Raw genomic sequence first — 18,688 nt, forward strand, 5'->3', positions numbered from 1 at the left:
TCGACCGGTAGACCAGAAACGGCCCATGACCCCCACCCTCCTGCCTTCTCGCTTCCCCCTCCCCGGCGCCCGTCCGCAAACCCTGCTGCGCCTGCTGGCCGCCGCCCTCCTGCCCCTGGCCCTGGCGGCCTGCAACGGCGGCGCAGACGACGACGAGCGCGACGACCCACCCGCGGCCGTGGCGCCGCCACGCAACACCGCCTATCTGGAAACCAGGCCGGGCGACGTCATCCGGGTCCGCATCGAAGAACTGCGGCCCACCCAGGCTGCCATCGGCTACGACCAGATCTACTACAAACTGGGCCGCTGGCAAGGCGATTTCGACCGTCCCACCTGGGCGGCCGACCCCGCGCTGCAACTGGACTACCTGAACCGCACCGTCGGCAAGAAGTTCGACGACTACTGCGAAGACATGGGCGGGACCGAACGCGCGCAGCCGTTCCAGACCATCGCCGAGGCGCGCGCCGCGCGTCTGGACCAGCCCGGCACCTTCACGTGCAAGGACGCGCCCGGCACGCATGCCGCCAATCTCAAGACCGTGGCGGTGGGCTGGGACGGCAATCTCTACCTGACCGACGGGCACCACACCTTCTCGTCCCTGCGCGAAATATTCGACGGCGGCCCCACGCTGCCGGTCTGGGTCAAGGTGGACGCCAACTACAGCGATCTGCCCAGCGCGGCCGCGTTCTGGCAGCGCATGGTCGACGAACGGCGCACCTGGCTGCGAGACGGCCAGAACCAGCCCATCACCGTAGACCAGTTGCCCGCCCGGCTGGGCCGGGCCAACGGCCAGGAAGCGGGCGGCATGCAGGAAGACCGCTACCGCTCGCTGGTGTACTTCACCCGGGACATCGCCTACAGCAACGGCAACCTGCCGGAGTTCGCGGAATTCCTGTGGGGCGACTGGCTGCGCCGCCAGGCCGCCGGCGGCCAACTGCCCAGCCTGGACCTGTACCTGACCGCGGCGCCCGCCAGCACGGCGCAGATCCTCGCCCCCGCCACGCTGGACAAGGACCTGCTCCCCCAGGGCGCGAACGACAGCTACGCGGCCGCCGTGCGCGACGCTTCGTTGAAAATGGCCGCGTTGGCCGACGCCGACATCGTGTACGGCGACCGCGACGCCGCCGGCCTGGGCCGGATTGCGCTCGAGCCCAACGCGGCCGGAGGCTCCCCCACCAAGAAGGCGCGCGACACGCTCGAGGAACTGCCGCGCCACGACGTCAAGGCCGACGACACGCCGCGCGGCGCCGGCAAGCTGTGGTTCGCGGTCAACTACCGCAACTGCGGCAAGCCCGCGGCGGGCACCTGCTGGGGCTGGTAGGCGCCCCGGACCCGCGCGCGGCCCTGGCGGCAGGATAAGGGTCCGATTCGGCTGTTTTTCGCCGAATCGGACCCTGGGTATTTCCACGCGATTCGAGTATCTTGATGCTCTTTTCCGACAACTTCCTGGACTCTTCCATGAGCATCGCCCCACCCCCCGGCCAGAACGCCGGCGCCGCGCCCGACGCCGACGCCTTTCTGCAATTCCTGGTCAACCTGGTCAACAACGGCAGCCAGATCGAAAGCATCGGCGTCACGCTGCAAATGGGCGGCATGCTCGTGTCGGGCTCGATCGTGTCGGGCGCCGAATACTTCGACAGCTTCGCCGCCAGTTTCACGGATTCGCTGAACGCGCTGGACGACTCCACCCGCTCGGCGGTGCACGCGTCCCTGGCCGAACTGGGCGACGTCTTCCGCGTGCCGCAACCGGCCGATCCGCTGCCGAACTACATCCATCTCGCCGACGCCTTGTTCTTCACGGCGGACGGCACGCCCATCGCCGGACAGCCCACGCTCTGGCGCGGCCGCACCAGCGCGGTCGACGGCTTCATCCTGGGCCGGCTGCAGGCCGAAGCGGAAGACTGAGGCCGCCGCCCTCCCGGCGTCAGCGCGGCCCGGCGCCCGGGTTGCGCCGGACAAAGCGCTGCTCGGTCACCTTGCTGCCCCACTGCCTGCCTTCCGACTCGTCGGTCAGGACGAAACCGGCGGATTCGTATAGGTGCCTGGCCGCGTCCAGCCCCTTGAAAGTCCAGAGATAGGTCTCGTCATAGTGCGCATCGGCGAACGCCAGCGCCCGTTCCAGCAAAGCGCGGCCCACGCCCATTCCGCGCAGCGACTCATCCACGATGAACCAGCGCAGGTGCGCCTGGCGGGCGGCGGGATCGCCGTCGATGACGATGGAGGCCAAGGCCCTGCCGCCGTCCAGGTACAGCCACACGTTCTTCCCGGCCTCGGGCAGGCCTTCGGCGAATTCGGACAGCTCGGTCGCCACCTTGCGTTCGAAGTACACGCCGAAACCCGAGGCCTGCGCGTAGTAGCGCGCATGCAGGCTCGCCACGTCGCCGATGCAGCCCGGCGCATAGCCTTCCTGGATCTGGCGTTCGATTCCGCCCGATCCTCCCGCCTGGGCCGTGTTGGGATTTTCCTTCGACAAGGCATCCGCGTAGAGCGAAAGGAAGCGGATCAGCGATTCCTGGTCGGCCGGAGCCAGTTGCCGTAGCGCGCGCGACACCTGGTCGGTGGCGAACCGGTCGATGCGCGCGCGCAGTTCGCGCCCCGCGTCGCTCAGGTAGAGGCGCGACGAGCGCGCGTCGGCGCTGTCCGTTTCGCGGGTCAGCAGCCCGGCCGACTCCAGCCTGGCCACCTGCCGGCTGGTATTGGATTTGTCCAGCCGCAGGATCGCCGCCAGGTCGCGCGCCTGGATGCCCGGTTGCAGGCCGATCTCGATAATGGCGTGGACCGCGGACGGCGCCAGGTCGCTGCCGGCCAGCGACGCGCGCATGAAACCCAGTTCGCGCACCAGCTTGCGGGAGAACTCCCGCAGGTCCTGGATGGTCTTGTCCCGGGACTGGGAAGGAATGTCGATGAGATCCATGGCGCGCCTCAAAAGTTGCGACTCGCAACCAATATACTTGCGAGACGCAACCAATTCAAGCCCCGGGATTCCCGGAGCCGCGCTAGGCTGGCCGCCTGAAACCGGCCCGGGCCCGCTCGACTTCCTCGCGGCAGGCGCAACCGCACAGATGGTCGTTGACCATGCCCACCGCCTGCATGAAGGCATACATCGTCGTCGGCCCCACGAAGGTCCAGCCGCGCTTCTTCAGGGCGCGGGACAAGGCCGCCGACGCGGCCGAGGTCGGGTTGTTGTTCCAGTAATCCAGGTCCACCGCCCGCGGGCGGTCCTGCGGCGGCGGTTCGTGCTTCCACAGCCAGCCCGCCAGGGAACCCGTTTCCTCCGCCAGGGCCAGCGCGCACTTCGCGTTATTGATGGCGGACAGGATCTTGCCGCGGTTGCGCACGATGCCCGCGTCGCCCATCAGGCGTTCCACGTCGCGGTCGGTATAGCGCGCCACCCGCTCGAAATCGAAATCGTCGAACGCCGCGCGGAACGCTTCCCGCTTGCGCAGGATGGTGATCCAGGCCATCCCGGCCTGGAAGCCTTCGAGACAGATCTTCTCGTACAGCCGGCGGTCGTCCGCCACCGGACGCCCCCATTCGTTGTCGTGATAGTCGGGCATGGACGGCTGCCAGAAGCAGCGCGCCACGCCTCCGCCATCCGTAACCAACCCGGAATTGTCGTCGCCCATGCCTTTGCCTTCCCGGATCGCCGCTACGGTTTGCCGGGCACCGGGCAGGTCAGGTCGCCCTCCCCGCACTTCAGGTAGGCGCGCAACTCCCGGGTGCGAGCCTGCGTCAGCTTGTCCAGGCACGTGCTCAACGCCATCGGATAGGCGCTGCCGCCCGACGTGCCGCCCGCCGCGAAGGCGCATTCCGCGTCGCGGAAGAACAGCCAGGCCCGCTGCGCGGCGTGGAACTGGGTCGTGGCGGTCTTGTCGTCCTTCAGGCGGGCGTTCACTTCCTGGTAGGCGGCGTTCAGGCCGGCGTCGGACTTGCGGTACGCCTGGTCGGCGCACAGGCTCATGTCCGTCTGCGTGGCCGCCTTGCCGCAGTCCAGCGGCTGCGGTTGCGCCTGCGCGCCGGCCGCCAGCGCAAGAACGGCTGCCGCCGCGATCGCGATACGCATGGAATTTCCTCCTGTCTGTCTTCGCGGTCCGGGGGCCCGCGCCTACCGTGTCCCGGTCGATCCGGGAAAGTGTCTCATGGAAAGGCCGGGCTCCGCTTCCGCGGCCCGGGCCGCGGTCGCCTAAGATTGAGGGTATGAAGATCCAACTGCTCTCCGACCTGCACCTCGAAACCGATCCCACCTTCCTGGCCCGGCCCGCGCCCGGCGCGGACCTGCTGGTGCTGGCCGGGGACATCGGCTCGTACCGCAGGGGGTCCCGGCTGAATGGAACGGACTTCGGGCTGGGCAGCTACGCGCCGCGCAACGGCTGGCCCACGCCGGTGGTCTACGTTCCGGGCAACCACGAATACGACAACCTGGACTTCGACGAAACGCACGAACGCCTGCGCGAACTGTGCCGCGCGCTGGACATCCACTGGCTGGAACGCGAAACGCTCGTCATCGGCGGCATGCGCCTGGTCGGCACCACGCTCTGGACCGATTTCGACGCGCTGGCCGCCGACGGCGACACGGTGGGCGACGCGCTGAACAAACGCGCCAAGGCGTTCCGGGCGGCGGACTTCTATCTGGAAAAGGCCGAGATGCGCCGCCATGGCGCCCCCTTCATGGCCGAGCAGATGCGCGAACAGGGGCTGGCCTGCCAGCAATGGCTGGAGGCCGCCCTGCGCGAGCCGTTCGACGGCCCCACGGTGGCGGTCACCCACTTCGCCCCCACGCTGGCCAGCGCCGACCCGCGCTATGGCGTGACGCCCGGCACCGCGGGATTCTGCAATGCCCTCGACCACCTGCTGCCCCTGGCCGACTACTGGCTGCACGGCCACCTGCATTGCCCGCAGGACTACCTGAAGGACGGCTGCCGGGTGCTGGCCAACCCGCTGGGCTACGCCAAGAAAGGCGAGCAGCAGGACTTCACACCCGGCCGCGTATGGGACCTGGCCGCGCCTAGAACTTGAGGCTGGCGCTCAGGCTGTAGGTGCGCGGGTCGCCCGCCTTCACGTAGTCCGAGGACTGGTACAGCCAATAGCGCTTGTCCGCCAGGTTGTTGATCCCGGCGCGGAAGGTAGTCTCGTAGCCGTAGATCCGCGTGTCGTACGTGGCGCCGATGTTGACGATGGCGTAGTCGTCCACCTGCACCGCGTTGGACGCCCCCAGCATGGCGCCGCCCGTGTACTTCACGTCGGCCCGCAGCTTCAGGCCGGGCAGTTGCGGCACCGCATAGGCGACCTGGGCCGCGGCGACGAACTTCGGCGCGCCCGCCACGCGGTTGCCCGTGAAGTCCGCTCCCTTCTTGTACTCGGTGTCCAGGAACATCAGGCTGCCGCCCACGTTCCAGTTCGTGGCGATGCGGGTCGAGGCCCCCAGCTCCAGGCCCTGGTAGATCGACTTCCCGTCCTGCACCAGTTCATTGGACGCGTTGGCGTACTCCGCCTTTTTCTCGATCCGGAACAGCGCCGCGGTCGCCGCCCAGCCATCCTGGCTGGTCTTGATGCCCACTTCGTACTGTTTGCTCTTGAGCGGATCGAGCAGCTCGCCGACGTTGGCGTAGGTATTGCCGACCGAGGAGCCCGGCTCCAGCGACTCGATGTAGCTCGCGTACGCCATGGTCTGCGGCGTGATGTTGTACATCAGCGCCAGCGTCGGCGTGAGCACGCCGTTCTTGTCGTAGCGCGAGGCGCGCGCGCCGGTGGCGTCGAAGCCGACCTGCTCGTAGTCGGTGTAGCGCAGGCCGCCCAGCACGGACCAGCCTCCGGTCAGGTCGATGGTGTCGCTGGCAAACAGCGCCTTCTGCGTGATCTCGGCGGCGCGGTACAGGTCCAGGCCGCCCTCGCTGTAGTACGTGTTGGCGTTCTGCGTACGCAGATTGCCCGTGCCCTGCAACTGGTAGACGCCGTTGGAGCTGTAGTCGTTCTTCTGCTTCTGCCACGACGCGCCCGCCACCACCTGGTGCTTCAGCGGGCCGGTGGAGAACTTGCCCTCGACCATGCCCTGCCACTGGTTGTAGGCGTAGGCCTCGCCGTAGTCCGAGCGGTAGTCGTCGTAATCGCCGGCCTGGTTCTGCAGGAACAGCACCGACTCGTTGCGGCGGGTGCGCGTGGAACTGTAGCTATAGTCGGTGCGCAGCGTCCAGCCGTCGGACAGCCGGTACTTCAACCCGGTCGAATAGAAGCGGAACTTGTTGTCCGCGTACGGGCCTTCGCCCACCATCCTGCCATTGTCGTTGCGCACCGGCGACGGCAGTTCGCCGCCCGCCATCGCGCCGGCATAGATGGTCGGCTCCTGGCGGATCGCCTTGCGGTCCTGGTAAATGGACTGGAAGTCCCAGGTCAGCCTGTCGGTCAGGCGCGCATCCAGCGCCAGCGACACCGAATCCTGGTAGAGCGAGCCGCCGTTATAGGTATTGCCCTCGTCGTGCGTCGCGTTGAGCCGGTAGCCGAACCGGCCGCTCTCGCCCACGCGGCCGCCCAGGTCTACGTGCTCGCGCAGCAGTCCCTTGGACACATAGCCCAGCTCGATGCTGCGCACGGGCTCGTCGGTCGGCTTCTTGGTCACGTAGTTGATCAGGCCGCCGGGCGAACCGAAGCCATACATGAAGCCCGACGCCCCCTTGAGCAGGTCGATCTGTTCGAAGTGCTCGTAGGGCAGGGTCGTGACGTAGCTCAGGAACGGCTTGCCGTCGATACGGTAGGAGTTCTGCCAGTCCAGCGGAAGGCCGCGCACGCTGAGGTAGCTCGCCCAGGCGCCGTACGACGCGCTGTTGTCGGTCACCGACGCGTCCAGGGCAAACACGTCGCCCAGCTTGTTGACCTGCCGTTCCTCGATATCCGCGGCGGTCACGACCGTGGTGGAGAACGGCGTCTCCAGTTGGCTGCGGTTGCCCAGCGCGCCGGTGTTGACGGGCGCCGACAGGTGCTCCAGCGTATCGTCCACCGACGTGGCGTTCACGGTGACGGCGGGAAGCTGGGCCACGCCCTGCGGATCGGCGGCCGCGCCCGGCGGCGAAACGGACTGGGCATGAGCGCCCGCGGAATGGGCCAGGCCCAGCGTCAGGACAAAAACATAAGGCGAAACTGCGAACCGTGCTTGCTTGCGCGCACGGCACTTCCTGGTGGAAGCGGAACGGACCACGTTGAATACTCCAGAGCGGGGGGGAAGGCTATTTTTTATGAATAGAACTGATTCGCAATTATATTGGTAATCGCAAAACCTCCCTGCCCCGCCCGCGCGGCCCGCGGTCCTTGCCTCAATGCGCCGGCTTGTTCTCCAACTGCTCGCGCAGCCGTTCTTCCTGTTCGCGCAGCTCCGGCGTGAAGGCGTCGCCGAAGTCCTCGGCCTCGAAGATCCGGCGGATCTCGATATCGGATTCGCCGGGCATCGGGTTGGGGCAGCGCTTGACCCAGGAGATCGCCTCCTCCATGGACGCGCACTGCCAGATCCAGAAGCCGGCGACCAATTCCTTGGTTTCGGCGAAGGGGCCGTCGATCACCTGCCTGGCGCTGCCCGAAAAGCGCACCCGGGCGCCCTTCGAACTGGGATGCAGGCCCTCGCCCGCCAGCATCACGCCGGCCTTCACCAGTTCCTCGTTGAACCGGCCCATGTCGGCCAGCAGTTGTTCCGTGGGCATGACGCCCGCTTCGCTGTCCGCCGTCGCCTTGACTAGTACCATGAATCGCATGTCGGTCTCCTTGGGGGGTGTCGGAACATTCTCGCTCCAGGAAGACGACGAACGCCGCGGCGCCAGATCGACAGCGGCGATGAAAAAAAGTGTGACGGCGTCAGTGTCTGACACCCGTACGAGACGGTCCGCCGGGCTGAAGCAGATCTTCCCGGGTGTCAGACACCAACGAAAGAGCACGACGCTTCGGTGTCAGACACCCGGGGAGCACCGGCGCAAACCCGGGATCCTCTCATACGGGTGTCAGACACAGGCACTTGGCCTCTCGCCGATCCTCACAGCGCTTCGGTGTCAGACACCCGGGAAGCACCGGCGCAAACCCGGGATCATCTCGTACGGGTGTCAGACACAGGCACTTGGCCTCTCGCCGATCCTCATAGCGCTTCGGTGTCAGACACCCGGGGAGCAACGGCGCAAACCCGGGATCATCTCGTACGGGTGTCAGACATAGGCACTTGGCCTCTCGCCGATCCTCATAGCGCTTCGGTGTCAGACACCCGGGCAGCAACCGCGCAAACCCGGGACTGTCTCGTACGGGTGTCAGACACTGGCACTTGGTTTCTCGGCGCCCCTCAAGGCGCCGGATTGGGCTGCCGGGCGTGGATCCGGTCGACCGCCTCCAGCACCTCGGCCGGCAGCGTCACCTCCACGCTGTCGATGTTCTCTTTCAGTTGTTCCAGCGTGGTGGCGCCGATCAGGTTGCTGGTCACGAAGGGGCGCTGGTTCACCCAGGCCAGGGCCAGGTGGGTCGGCGAGATGCCGTGCGCGCGCGCCAGCTCGACGTATTCGCGCGTGGCGGCCTCGGCCTGCGCGTTGCTGTAGCGGGTAAAACGCGTGTACAGCGTCAGGCGGGCGCCCGCGGGACGCGCGCCGTCCAGGTACTTGCCGCAAAGCATGCCCATCGCCAGCGGGGAATAGGCCAGCAGGCCCACGTCTTCATGATGGGTGAATTCCGACAGGCCGCTCTCGAAGACGCGGTTCAGCAGGCTGTACGCGTTCTGGATCGACGCGATGCGCGGCAGGCCCTTGTTCTCCGCATGCCGCAGGAACTGTCCGACGCCCCACGGGGTTTCGTTGGACACGCCGACGTGGCGCACCTTGCCGGCGCGCTGGAAGTCCTGCAGCACTTCCAGCGTTTCCTCGATCGGCACGGTGTATTCGTCCTTCACCCAGGGATAAGACAGCTTGCCGAAAGTGGCGGTGGTGCGATCGGGCCAGTGCAACTGGTACAGGTCCAGGTAGTCCGTCTGCAGGCGTTTCAGGCTGGCGTCCAGGGCGGCGGTCAGGTTCTTGCGGTCCAGGAAGGTCTTGCCGTCGCGGATGTGGCCGGGCCGCTTGGCGTCGCGCACCGGGCCGGCCACCTTGCTGGCCAGCACGATGTCGTGGCGGCGCTTGGTCCTCGCGAGCCAGGTGCCGATATAGGTTTCGGTCAGGCCCTGGGTTTCCGGCTTGGGAGGCACCGGGTACATCTCGGCGGCGTCGACCAGGTTGACGCCGCGCTCCAGCGCGTAATCGAGCTGCTGGTGGGCCTGCGCTTCGGTGTTCTGCTCGCCCCAGGTCATGGTGCCCAGGCCGATCAGGCTGACGTCCAGGTCGGTGCGGCCGAGTTTGCGGTATTTCAAGTTCTGCTCCGTGCGGGGTCTTAAAGGGGAATCGACACCTTACTCCAAGATGTTGGCGTTTCGCTGACAGGAGAAGAATGCGCGCGACTCTCGTCGCGCGCCGGTGCCGGTGTCCGGTATCCCTAGAAAGTGCCCCGCAGCGTCAGCATGGCATTGCGCGGCGTGCCATAGACGTTGTTGCCATTGAGCGTCCCGATCTGCTGGTAGTAGACGCGGTCGGTCAGGTTGTTGACGTTGAGCGTCATGTTCCAATGCGGCGTGATCTGATAGCGCACCATCGCGTTCAGGATGGCATAGCCGCCCTGGTTGAAATCGAACGGCACGAAATCGCCGCTGGCGTCCCTGGCCGTGCCGGACACATAGCTTGCGCTTTGCAGCAGCATGCTGCCGCCGACGGTCCATTTCGCCAGATCGCCGGGCAGCCGGTAGGCCGTGGCCAGCTTGAACAGATGCTTGGGCGTCACGCTGCTGTAGCGCGTGCCGGTGCTCTTGTCCTTCGTGGTGTTGAAGGTATAGCCGGCCGTGACTTGCCAGCCCGTGGCGATCTCGCCGCCCAGCTCCAGGTCGACGCCGCGGCTGACCACCTTGCCCTGCGCCAGGTAGCAGCAATTGCCGTCGTAGGCGCTGCTGCTGCTCTCGTAGGCGGGATCCAGCACCGCCGTGCCCGTGCGTTCCACATTGAACAGGCTGAGCGTTGCATTGGCCGCGCCGTCGAACAGTTCGCCCTTGATGCCGGCCTCGAAGCTCTTGCCCTTGATGGGAGGCAGGGCGCTGCCCGGCTGCGGCCCCTGCATCACCAGCGGCTGCGGCTTGTAGATGGCCGAATAGCTGCCGTAGACGGACCACTGCTCGTTCAGGTCGTAGATCAGGCCGCCGTAAGGGGTGATCTCCGTGGCTTCGTTGAACTTGGCGTCCTGGAACACCTGCCAATCGGCCGCGCCGCGCTTGGTGTTGATGATTTGCGAGAATTCGTAGCGGCTGATGCGCGCGCCGGCCACCACGCTCAGGCTGTCCGTGGGATGCAGGCGCAGCAGGGCGTAACCGCCCACTTGCTCCTGGCCCCAGGGGCCGTAATGCGCGCTGTAGTTGTAGTCCGCGTCCGTTCTGCCCGGATTCCACGCGCCGGGGTTGAAGGGGTCGACGGGGTCCCGATAGTTGACCGCGAGGTTGGAATTGACCCAGTCGCTGCGGACCCGCTGCCAGTCCGCCCCCACCACGAATTCGTGCGTGCGCCCCAGCACGTCGAAGGTTCCGCTGAGGTTGGCGTCCACCATGTCCTGCCGGTTCGAGCTTTTCGCGGTGCCCGCGCCCCAGGTCAGTCCGCCCAAGGTCACCGGATCCACCGAGCCCGACGTGTAGTTCCACATCCGGTCGGTCTTCTGGTCGGTATGGGTGGCGTTGAGCTTGGCGATCCAGCCGTTGCGGAAGCGATGCTCCAACTGGCCGAACACTTCCCAGCGGTCGGTATCGTCATAGGCCCACGGCTGCGACAGATTCGCGCTGCGCGACAGGCCCAGATCGGCGCCGTTGCTATAGCGCGGCAAGGTGGGCGGCGCGCCGTCATTGTTGATCTGGCTGTAGCTGCCGCCCACGGTCAGGAGCGTATCGGGGCCGAGGTCCGCCTCCAGCACGCCATACACGGCGGGGCGTTCGGTATGGCGATGGTCGATATACGAATCGCTGTTCTGGTAGCTGAACACCCCGCGGCCGCGCAGTTTGCCGTTGGCCGCCAGCTTGCCGCTGGCATCGATCTCGGTGCGCAGGTCGTCCCAGCTTCCCGCGGCCAGCGACACCTTCAACTGGTCCTGCGCCAAAGGCTTCTTGCGCACCAGGTTGATGATGCCGCCGGGATCGCCGACCCCGCCCAGCAGGCCGGACGCGCCGCGCATGACCTCCACGCGGTCGTAGAACGCCATCTGCTGCTGCGGATCGTAGTTGTAGGAACCCAGCGCCAGCGGCGCGCCGCCGTCGATCTGCATGCTGGTGATGGCAAACCCGCGCGAATAGAAATCCACGCCGTTGTACGTGACGCCCGGCACGGCCAGCATGGCCTGGCGGATATCCGTAATGTTCTGGTCTTCCATCTGCTGGCGCGTGACGACCGACACCGACTGCGGAATCTCGCGGAAGCTCTGCTCGGTCTTGGACGCGATGCTGCTAATGCGCGTGGTGTAGGACCCGGTGCCTTCCGTCATGCTGTGCCGCTCGGCCATGCCGATGACGGTGACCGCGTTCAACATGTCCGGTTCGCCGGCCGTCAGCATGAAACGGTCGCCCTGGCGCTGGTACCGCAGGCCGGTGCCCTTGAGCAGCGCGGCCAGCGCCTGGTCGGCGGTAAAGCTGCCGCGCAGGGCCGGCGCCGTCTTGCCGGCCACGATGTCCGGCGCGAACAGGATCTGGAGCCGGGTTTGCTCGGCCAGTTCAAGCAGGGCTTCCGACAAGGGCTGGCTGGCGATATCGACCTGTACGGCGCTGGCCTGCGCATGAACCGGCGCGGCGGCCAGGCCGCCCGTGAGCGCAAGCCCGACGGCGATGGCAAGACTGCCCAGGGTGGCGGCGGCGGGCCGGCGCCGCGCGCGCGGGGCGCGGGGCGTAATGCGGGAATGTGAATTCAAAGCTGGACTCGTTCGGTGATTGCTGCGGGCGCTTCGCGCCCTATCCCTTGGCCAAGGATCGTGACCGGCCGCCGGGTGCAAATCGGCGGCCTGTCATGCAATACGAATCACGGGGCAAAAGTCCTGAACGATTCCGGCAAATCAATTGTTTCAAATTGAAACAAAGCGCCCGGCCGTCTATGGCCGGTCGGTCCGGGCATCCAGCACTGCGCGGCCGTCCGGCAGGCGGCGGATGGTCACGGGCAGGACCGCCGGCAGGCCTTCGACAATGCCCGCCGGGTCATCGAGGCGGAACGAGGCGCTCAGCCGCAGGCTGCCCACCTGCTCGTTCGCCAGCGCCAGGGGCGCCGCCAGGTAGCGGTTCAACTCGCGTACCACGGCCGCCAGAGGCGCGTTCCGGAACACGACCCTGCCCTGCACCCAGGCCAGTTCCGCCGACAGGTTCACCGCGCGCGGCTCCGGCTGGCGGCCGTCGGCGTCCACCGAAGTCCCCAGGCCGGCAGTCAACACATTCAGGCGCCGAGACCACCATGGGCCGCTGCGGACCTCGACGGCCCCGGCCTGCACCGCCACGCTGACGTCGTCGTCGCCGCGCCGCACGTTGAACCGCGTGCCCGTCACCTGGACGCGGGCCAGGCCCGCCTCGACGATAAAGGGCCGCGCCGCATCGGCGCTCACGTCGAACAGCATCTCCCCCCGGTTCAGCGTGACCACGCGGCGATCCGGATACAGGGCCACGCTGGCCTGCGTGTCCGTGTTCAATTCAAGCACCGTCCCCTCGGGCAGGGGCACGCTGCGCCGCTCGCCCTTGCGGGTCGACCACTGCGCCGCGTAGTCGGCCGGCTTCTCGCGGCGGGTGGCCGCCACGGCCGCGGCGCCCGAGGCGCCGATGGCGAACAGCCAGACGCCCGCGCGCAGCGCCCGGCGGCGCCCAAGCCGGGGCCGCTCAGGCAGATCGCCGCCGTACAGCCGCCGCACCAGCGCGTCCGGCATTGACGCGGCGGCCCGGTTCAGCGCCTCCTGCGCCAGGAACTCTTTTTCGTGATCGGGATGCGCGCGCCGCCAGGCCAGGAGCTCGGCCTGCTCGGCCGCGCTCATCGTGCCGGAGTGGACTCGCGTGGACCAGCGGGACGCCGCGTCGGCGACGGTTTCAGCGCCACTCATGGGGGTTCAACGCGGCCCGTACGTGCCGGCACGCCTGCATCACATAGCGCTCGATGCTGTTGACCGACACCGACAGCGTCACCGCGATCTCGCGATGCGTCCAGCCTTCGATGCGATTCAGCACGTAGGCGCGCCGGCAGTTCAAGGGCAGGGCTTCCAGCGCCGCGACCAGGGCATTCATCAACTGATGCGCGCGCACGGCCGCTTCGGGACTGGGGACGCACGGGTGGTCCTGTTCAGGCAGGTCCTGCAGCGCGATATGCGGATTGCGCGCATCCCGCCGCCAGGTGTCGATGCGGCGATGCGCCGCGGCCCGGAAAAGAAAACGGCGGGCATGCTCGATGGTGGTCACGTCGCTGCGCGTCAGCAGTTGTTCGATCGCGTCGTGCGCCGCATCCTCCGCATCGCTGCGGTTGCCGAAGCGGTGCGCGAATGCCTGCATGAACTCGCGGTAAAGCGCGAGCCAGCCTGCAAGCGGAGAATGGGTCGGAGACATATCGTGCACGGGCCGGATGGCAAAAAGCAATTATTGCAAATAGTTATCATTTCTTCAAATAATCGGGAGTCCGGCCGCCCGCTTGCGCCAGATCCAGGTAATTCGCACCTTGCCCGCGCCGTTCGAATCGGCATACGCTTGATTCCCGATCGACTCCGGGATACGAACGTGCTGCGGGAAATCGACGAGACCTATGTTTTCTTCATCTGCGTCATCGTCTTCCTGGCGATCATCGAACTCGGCTTCCGCCTGGGCCGCAAGCATCGCAAGCCCTCCGACGAAACGCACAAGACCCACATCGGCGCGCTGCAGACCGCCCTGCTGGGCCTGCTGGCGCTGCTGCTGGGCTTTACCTTCGCGATGTCGGTCACGCGCTTCGAAACGCGCAAGAACCTGGTGCTGGAAGAAGCCAACGCCATCGGCAACGCCTACTGGCGCTCCCAGTTGCTTCCTCCGGCGGCGCGCGCTCCGATCGCGGCCCTGCTGGTGGAATACACCACGACGGCGCTGGATTTCCACGACGCCGACAACGACAGCGCCCGCCAGGCCGCCGCCGGCGCCGCGTCGCGGCGCATCGAGCGCCAGATCCGCTCCACGGCCGCCAGCGTGCTGGAATCCCCGCCGTCGATCTCCACCATCATGTTCATCCAGGCCATCAACGAGATGGCCCAGGTCAACGAAAAGCGCCGGGTCGCGCTGGAAAACCACGTGCCCGAGCCGGTGTTCTACCTGCTCTTCATCGTCACCTCGGGCGCCATGGCGTTCATCGCCTACGGAACCGGCCTGCAAAAGCGCAGGCGGCTGATTTCGACGGGCCTGTTCGCCACGTTGATCTCGCTGGTCCTGACCTTCATCCTGGACGTCGACCAGCCGTCCAGCGGCGTCATCACGGTCAGCCAGGAAAGCATGCTGCGGATGAAGGCGACGCTGGAACAGGAGCGGTAGGCGGCGGTCCGCCCCCGCTTCCGTCCCGCGTCAGTACTGGTATCGCATGGTCAGCATCGCGCTGCGGCCGGCGGCCCAGGCGCCTTGGCTGTAGAACCCGATCTGGCTGTAATACTTGCGGTCGAACAGATTGTTGACGTTGAGCTGCGCGCTGAGGTTGCGGTTGAAGCGGTAGCGCGCCATCAGGTTGGTGATGGCGTAGCTGCCCTGGCCGACGCGCTCATCGCCGTTGGGGCCGCTGGCGATGGTGTACACGTGGCTTTGCCAGTTCACGCCGCCGCCGACGGTCAGGCGGTTCCAGTCGCCCGGCAACTGGTAAGTGGTGAACAGGCGCACCAGGCTGCGCGGCTGGTCGGTCTGGATGGCATTGCCGTCGCCGTCCCGCGCGGTCCAGTGCGACCAGCCGGCGGCAAGGTTCCAGCCCGGCATCACTTCGCCCGAGACCTCCAGGTCGAAGCCGCGGCTGCGGGTTCCCTGCGCGGCGGTATAGGCCTGGTTGATGGTGCCGGGCACCATGTAGCCGGGGTCGGCCTGGGCCACGTTGTCCTGCTCCACCTGGAACACGGCGGCGCTGGCGTTCAGCTTGCCGTCCAGGAATTCGCCCTTGATGCCGGCCTCGTAGGACTTGCCTTCCAGCGGGTCCAGCCAACTGCCGTTGCGGTCCTGGTAGCTCTGCGGGTTGAAGATCCCGGTGTAGCTGACGTAGGCGGTGTAGTTCTCGTTGAGGTCGTACAGCAGGCCGGCGTACGGGATGAATTCGCTCTTGTCGAAGGCCTGGCGGTCGCCGCCGCCGAAACCGACGGAATCGGTCTTCCACGTCGCATAGCGCCCGCCCAGGATGAGCTTCAGCGGATCCGCGAGGCTCAGGCGCAGCGCGCCGTACCAGCCGGTCTGCTTGGTGGTGTAGCGCGTGGCGGTCACGGAAGCATCGTTCCATTCGGGCTCCGGATAGGAACCGTCCCAATCCAGGAAGCTGCCCATGGGCGCCGCGGCTACGGCCGAACGGTAATCGAAGTCGGCGTACTGGCGGTTGAAGCTGGCGCCCACCACGGCCTCGTGGCGGCGGCCGAACAGGGTGAACGGACCCGAGGCCTTGAGGTCCACGCTGTTCTGCTTGCGGTCGCCCAGGTACCACGCGGGCGACGCGCCCATGCCCAGGCCGGTGTCGCGGTCGGGCCACCCGTACAGATACAGCAGCTTCCCGTCCATCTCGTTCTTGGAGTGCGAGCCCACCGCCTGCACGGTCCAGCCGCTTTCGAAGCGATGTTCCAGGCTGGCGAACGCGCCCTGGGTCGTGCTGCCCCATGACGACCAGTCGGCGCCGGTGTTCAGCGACCGGACCCAGTCCGTGCGGCCGCCGTCCGCGTACCACAGGGGGAACCCGCCCCAACTGCTGCGCTTCGGATCGTTGTCCTGGTAATTGAAACCCACGCTCAGCGTGGTGCGCGACGTGATGTCGGCATCCACCACGCCGTAGAAGATCTTCTTGCTGTTCTGGTAGCCGTCCAGGTAGGAATGGTTGTCCTGGTAGGCCGATACGATTCGGCCGCGCACATTGCCGTTGGCGGTGAGCGGCGTGGACAGGTCGAGCGTGCCACGGTAGGTGTCCCAGTTGCCGGCGCTGACGCTCATGTCGGCGGTGAATTCGCGGCTGATGGCGTGCTTGCGCACCAGATTGATGGAAGCCGAGGGATTGCCGGTGCCGGACATCAGCCCAGTGGCGCCGCGCACCACTTCGACGCGGTCGTAGATGATCGGGTCCAGGGCCGACTCCCCGGCGGCGTAGCCGGTGTCGAAACTCGTGGGGACGCCGTCATACATGTAGTTGCTGATGCCGAAACCGCGCGCATTGAAGGAATAGCGCTCGCTGTCGTAGTTCTGCACCGAGATGCCGGGCGTGCTGGACATCACGTCGACGAGCGACAGCATGTTCTCGTCTTCCATGCGCTGGCGCGTCACCACCGTGACGGACTGCGGCGTTTCACGCAGCGTCAGCGGCAGGCCGGTGCTGGCGGCGGTGGCGCGCGGCGTGTACGAGCCGGTTCCTTCCGTGGTGGTGTTGTCCCCTTCTCCCAGCACCTGCACCGTGGGCAGGGTGGCGACACCGCTGTCCTGCGCGGCGGCCGCGCCGCAGGCCAGCGCCATCAGCACCAGGCAGGGAGTGCGCCGAAGCGCGAAACGCCGGCGGACCAGAAATTGGCGGCCGGCAGGCCGAGAATCTTGCATGTTGGCTTCCTTTCCCATGTCGAAACTTCAAATCGACGGGAAGTGTAATGCAAACGATTCTCATGTGTTTTATTATTTTTCGGCCTCCGGCGGCAGAAATGTCCCTATTTATCAAGGGATAACGGCGGCACGGCTTTCGGCCGCCGGCGCAAAATCGGAGAAAGGGATCCGCGCGCGGCGGAAAGGACGGCTAGTCGATCAGGCCGTGCCGGATGACGTACTGCACCAGTTCGGCGTTGCTGCCGGCCTTCAGTTTCTGGAGGATGCGCTGGCGGTAGGTGCTGATGGTCTTGACGCTGACGATGAGCTGGGTGGCGATGTCGGTGAGCCGCATGCCCTGCACGATCAGCATCATGATCTGGTATTCGCGCGGCGACAGTTTTTCATGCGGCACTTCCCCGCGCGCGATGGCGGAGGCGGCCTTGCCGGAAAGCTCGGCCGGAAAATAGCGCCCGCCCGCCGCGGCCTGGCGGATGGACAGGACCAGCACCTTGGAGTCCATGTCCTTGGCCACATAGCCGCTGGCCCCCACCTCGAAGGCGCGCAGCGCGTACTGCTCGGCCGGATACATGCTGAGCACGATGATGGGCAGCCGCGGCCATTCCGCGCGTATGGAAGGCAGCACGTCCAGGCCGCTGCGCCCCCGCAGGTTGACGTCCAGCAACACGACGTCGTAGCTGTTGGCGCGCAGCAGGCTCAGGGCCTCGGAGGCGTCGGCGGTCTCGCCCGTGACGCTGATATCGTCCTCCTCCGCGAGCAGCCTTTTCAGGCCGTCGCGGAAAATGGTGTGGTCATCGACAATCAGGACACGGATCATGGGCGCTGGCTGCGGCGTTATTGGCCGCCGCGGGGAACGTTGAGGGAAGCGAGGATGCGGTTTTCTTTCTCGATGGAGTCGCGCGCGAACTGGCGGTACGCCGCGCCATCCATGTACTGCTGTTCCATATCATAGTTCGCGAGCGCGTCCTGGAACGGCTTTTGCGCCATCGCCTGCCTGAAGCCGTCGTGCAGGCGCCGGATGGCCTCGGGCGGCGTGCCCTTGGGCGCGGCAAGGCCCCACGGCGAGGTCTGCACCATGTCGATGCCCACCTCACGCAGCGTCGGAACGTCGGGAAAGCGCGGCACGCGCTTTTCGGTCCAGACCACCAGCAGCCGCATTTTTCCGGACGTCACGTACGGCACCCAGGAAGACGCGTCGGCCACCGACATGATGTGCCCGCCCATGAGCGCCGGCAAGGCTTCGGCCACGCCCTTGTAGGGCACGTTGGTGAGTTGCAGCCCCAGGCTGGCGGAGATCTGCTCCATCGTCAGGTGCTGCGTGGTCAGGCTGCCCACGGTGCCGTAGGTCATCCTGCCCGGGTTCTTGCGGGCATACGCGACGTAGTCCTCGAAGGTCTTGATGGGCGAGTCGGCCGCGACGACCAGGCCCCAGGTAAAACCGGTGAGGCGGATGATGTAGTCCAGGTCGGCGGCGGGGTCCCACTTGATGTTGGAGATATAGGGCAGGCGGAAAACGCTGTGCGCGATCAGGCCCACGGTGTAGCCGTCCGGCGTCGCGTTCTGCAACTGGTAGGCGGGCATGACCCCGCCCGCGCCGAGCTTGTTCTCGACGATGATGGGCTGCCCGAACACGGTCGAGGCGCTCTCGGCCAGGGCGCGCACGACGATGTCCGTCACGCCCCCGGCGGAGAATCCGACCAGCACGCGGATGGGTTTTTCGGGAAAGGCGCCCGCCGCGCGCACGCCGAACGGCAGCCCCATCGCGGCCACCGACGCGGCGCCGCCCAGTTTCATGAAAGAACGTCTATGCACAATCTGTCTCCAAGTGCCCTGCTCCACGCCCCGCGGATTGACATGCAACGTTGGGGTCCTTTAGTGTGTGGA

Annotated in this window: 16 protein-coding genes; 4 read left to right on the plus strand and 12 right to left on the minus strand. The window is 66.7% G+C overall.

Annotated elements, in window-relative coordinates; translation table 11 throughout:
- Positions 1 to 25: 25 nt before the first annotated feature.
- Positions 26 to 1,321: a ParB/Srx family N-terminal domain-containing protein gene (locus WHX56_RS29155; RefSeq protein WP_338879688.1), complete on the plus strand. Its 1,296-nt coding sequence runs from the start codon at positions 26 to 28 to the stop codon at positions 1,319 to 1,321.
- 137 nt (positions 1,322 to 1,458) lie between these two features.
- The gene (gvpU, locus tag WHX56_RS29160) at positions 1,459 to 1,905 is read left to right on the plus strand and encodes a gas vesicle accessory protein GvpU (protein WP_338879690.1); all 447 of its coding nucleotides are present in this window, start codon (positions 1,459 to 1,461) and stop codon (positions 1,903 to 1,905) included.
- Positions 1,906 to 1,924: 19 nt separating this feature from the next.
- On the opposite strand, the gene WHX56_RS29165 is transcribed toward gvpU, so the two are convergent.
- The 3 genes from WHX56_RS29165 to WHX56_RS29175 all read right to left on the minus strand — a co-directional run bounded on the left by WHX56_RS29165 (position 1,925) and on the right by WHX56_RS29175 (position 4,063).
- On the minus strand, positions 1,925 to 2,914 hold the full coding sequence (locus WHX56_RS29165) for a helix-turn-helix domain-containing GNAT family N-acetyltransferase (protein ID WP_338879691.1): 990 nt from the start codon (positions 2,912 to 2,914) through the stop codon (positions 1,925 to 1,927).
- An 82-nt stretch (positions 2,915 to 2,996) separates the two neighbouring features.
- The gene (locus WHX56_RS29170) at positions 2,997 to 3,626 is read right to left on the minus strand and encodes a DNA-3-methyladenine glycosylase I (protein WP_338879692.1); all 630 of its coding nucleotides are present in this window, start codon (positions 3,624 to 3,626) and stop codon (positions 2,997 to 2,999) included.
- Between the two features lie 23 nt (positions 3,627 to 3,649).
- On the minus strand, positions 3,650 to 4,063 hold the full coding sequence (locus tag WHX56_RS29175; RefSeq protein WP_129243029.1) for a lysozyme inhibitor LprI family protein: 414 nt from the start codon (positions 4,061 to 4,063) through the stop codon (positions 3,650 to 3,652).
- 134 nt (positions 4,064 to 4,197) lie between these two features.
- On the opposite strand from WHX56_RS29175, the gene WHX56_RS29180 reads away from it, so the two are divergent.
- Positions 4,198 to 5,016, plus strand: coding sequence for a metallophosphoesterase (locus WHX56_RS29180; protein ID WP_287756295.1), 819 nt, complete (start codon positions 4,198 to 4,200; stop codon positions 5,014 to 5,016).
- Here the strand turns inward: WHX56_RS29180 and WHX56_RS29185 are convergent.
- The 6 genes from WHX56_RS29185 to WHX56_RS29210 all read right to left on the minus strand — a co-directional run bounded on the left by WHX56_RS29185 (position 5,006) and on the right by WHX56_RS29210 (position 13,633).
- On the minus strand, positions 5,006 to 7,111 hold the full coding sequence (locus WHX56_RS29185; RefSeq protein ID WP_338881851.1) for a TonB-dependent receptor: 2,106 nt from the start codon (positions 7,109 to 7,111) through the stop codon (positions 5,006 to 5,008). The two genes, WHX56_RS29180 and WHX56_RS29185, sit on opposite strands and share 11 nt — an antisense overlap.
- Positions 7,112 to 7,304: 193 nt before the next feature.
- Positions 7,305 to 7,736 (minus strand): YciI family protein, encoded by a 432-nt coding sequence (locus WHX56_RS29190; protein WP_287756294.1) that lies wholly within the window; start codon positions 7,734 to 7,736, stop codon positions 7,305 to 7,307.
- Between the two features lie 572 nt (positions 7,737 to 8,308).
- Positions 8,309 to 9,358: an NADP(H)-dependent aldo-keto reductase gene (locus tag WHX56_RS29195; protein WP_338879694.1), complete on the minus strand. Its 1,050-nt coding sequence runs from the start codon at positions 9,356 to 9,358 to the stop codon at positions 8,309 to 8,311.
- A 122-nt stretch (positions 9,359 to 9,480) separates the two neighbouring features.
- Positions 9,481 to 11,973 (minus strand): TonB-dependent siderophore receptor, encoded by a 2,493-nt coding sequence (locus tag WHX56_RS29200; RefSeq protein WP_338879695.1) that lies wholly within the window; start codon positions 11,971 to 11,973, stop codon positions 9,481 to 9,483.
- Between the two features lie 177 nt (positions 11,974 to 12,150).
- Positions 12,151 to 13,137, minus strand: a complete 987-nt coding sequence (locus WHX56_RS29205) for a FecR family protein (RefSeq protein WP_338879696.1) — start codon at positions 13,135 to 13,137, stop codon at positions 12,151 to 12,153.
- On the minus strand, positions 13,124 to 13,633 hold the full coding sequence (locus WHX56_RS29210) for an RNA polymerase sigma factor (protein WP_129243019.1): 510 nt from the start codon (positions 13,631 to 13,633) through the stop codon (positions 13,124 to 13,126). Before WHX56_RS29210 ends, WHX56_RS29205 begins: the two co-directional genes overlap by 14 nt.
- 168 nt (positions 13,634 to 13,801) lie before the next feature.
- Here WHX56_RS29210 and WHX56_RS29215 point away from each other — a divergent pair, with 168 nt between their 5' ends.
- Positions 13,802 to 14,578: a hypothetical protein gene (locus tag WHX56_RS29215; protein ID WP_287753821.1), complete on the plus strand. Its 777-nt coding sequence runs from the start codon at positions 13,802 to 13,804 to the stop codon at positions 14,576 to 14,578.
- Positions 14,579 to 14,608: 30 nt separating this feature from the next.
- Here the strand turns inward: WHX56_RS29215 and fhuE are convergent, their stop codons facing one another.
- The 3 genes from fhuE to WHX56_RS29230 all read right to left on the minus strand — a co-directional run bounded on the left by fhuE (position 14,609) and on the right by WHX56_RS29230 (position 18,616).
- The gene (gene fhuE / locus WHX56_RS29220) at positions 14,609 to 16,804 is read right to left on the minus strand and encodes a ferric-rhodotorulic acid/ferric-coprogen receptor FhuE (protein WP_338879697.1); all 2,196 of its coding nucleotides are present in this window, start codon (positions 16,802 to 16,804) and stop codon (positions 14,609 to 14,611) included.
- Positions 16,805 to 16,994: 190 nt separating this feature from the next.
- The gene (locus tag WHX56_RS29225) at positions 16,995 to 17,621 is read right to left on the minus strand and encodes a response regulator (RefSeq protein WP_129243014.1); all 627 of its coding nucleotides are present in this window, start codon (positions 17,619 to 17,621) and stop codon (positions 16,995 to 16,997) included.
- Between the two features lie 17 nt (positions 17,622 to 17,638).
- A complete protein-coding gene (locus WHX56_RS29230; protein ID WP_129243012.1) occupies positions 17,639 to 18,616 on the minus strand; it encodes a Bug family tripartite tricarboxylate transporter substrate binding protein in 978 nt (325 codons plus the stop codon).
- Positions 18,617 to 18,688: the final 72 nt, after the last annotated feature.

This window comes from Achromobacter veterisilvae (assembly GCF_037619525.1).
Classification (GTDB): domain Bacteria; phylum Pseudomonadota; class Gammaproteobacteria; order Burkholderiales; family Burkholderiaceae_B; genus Achromobacter; species Achromobacter veterisilvae.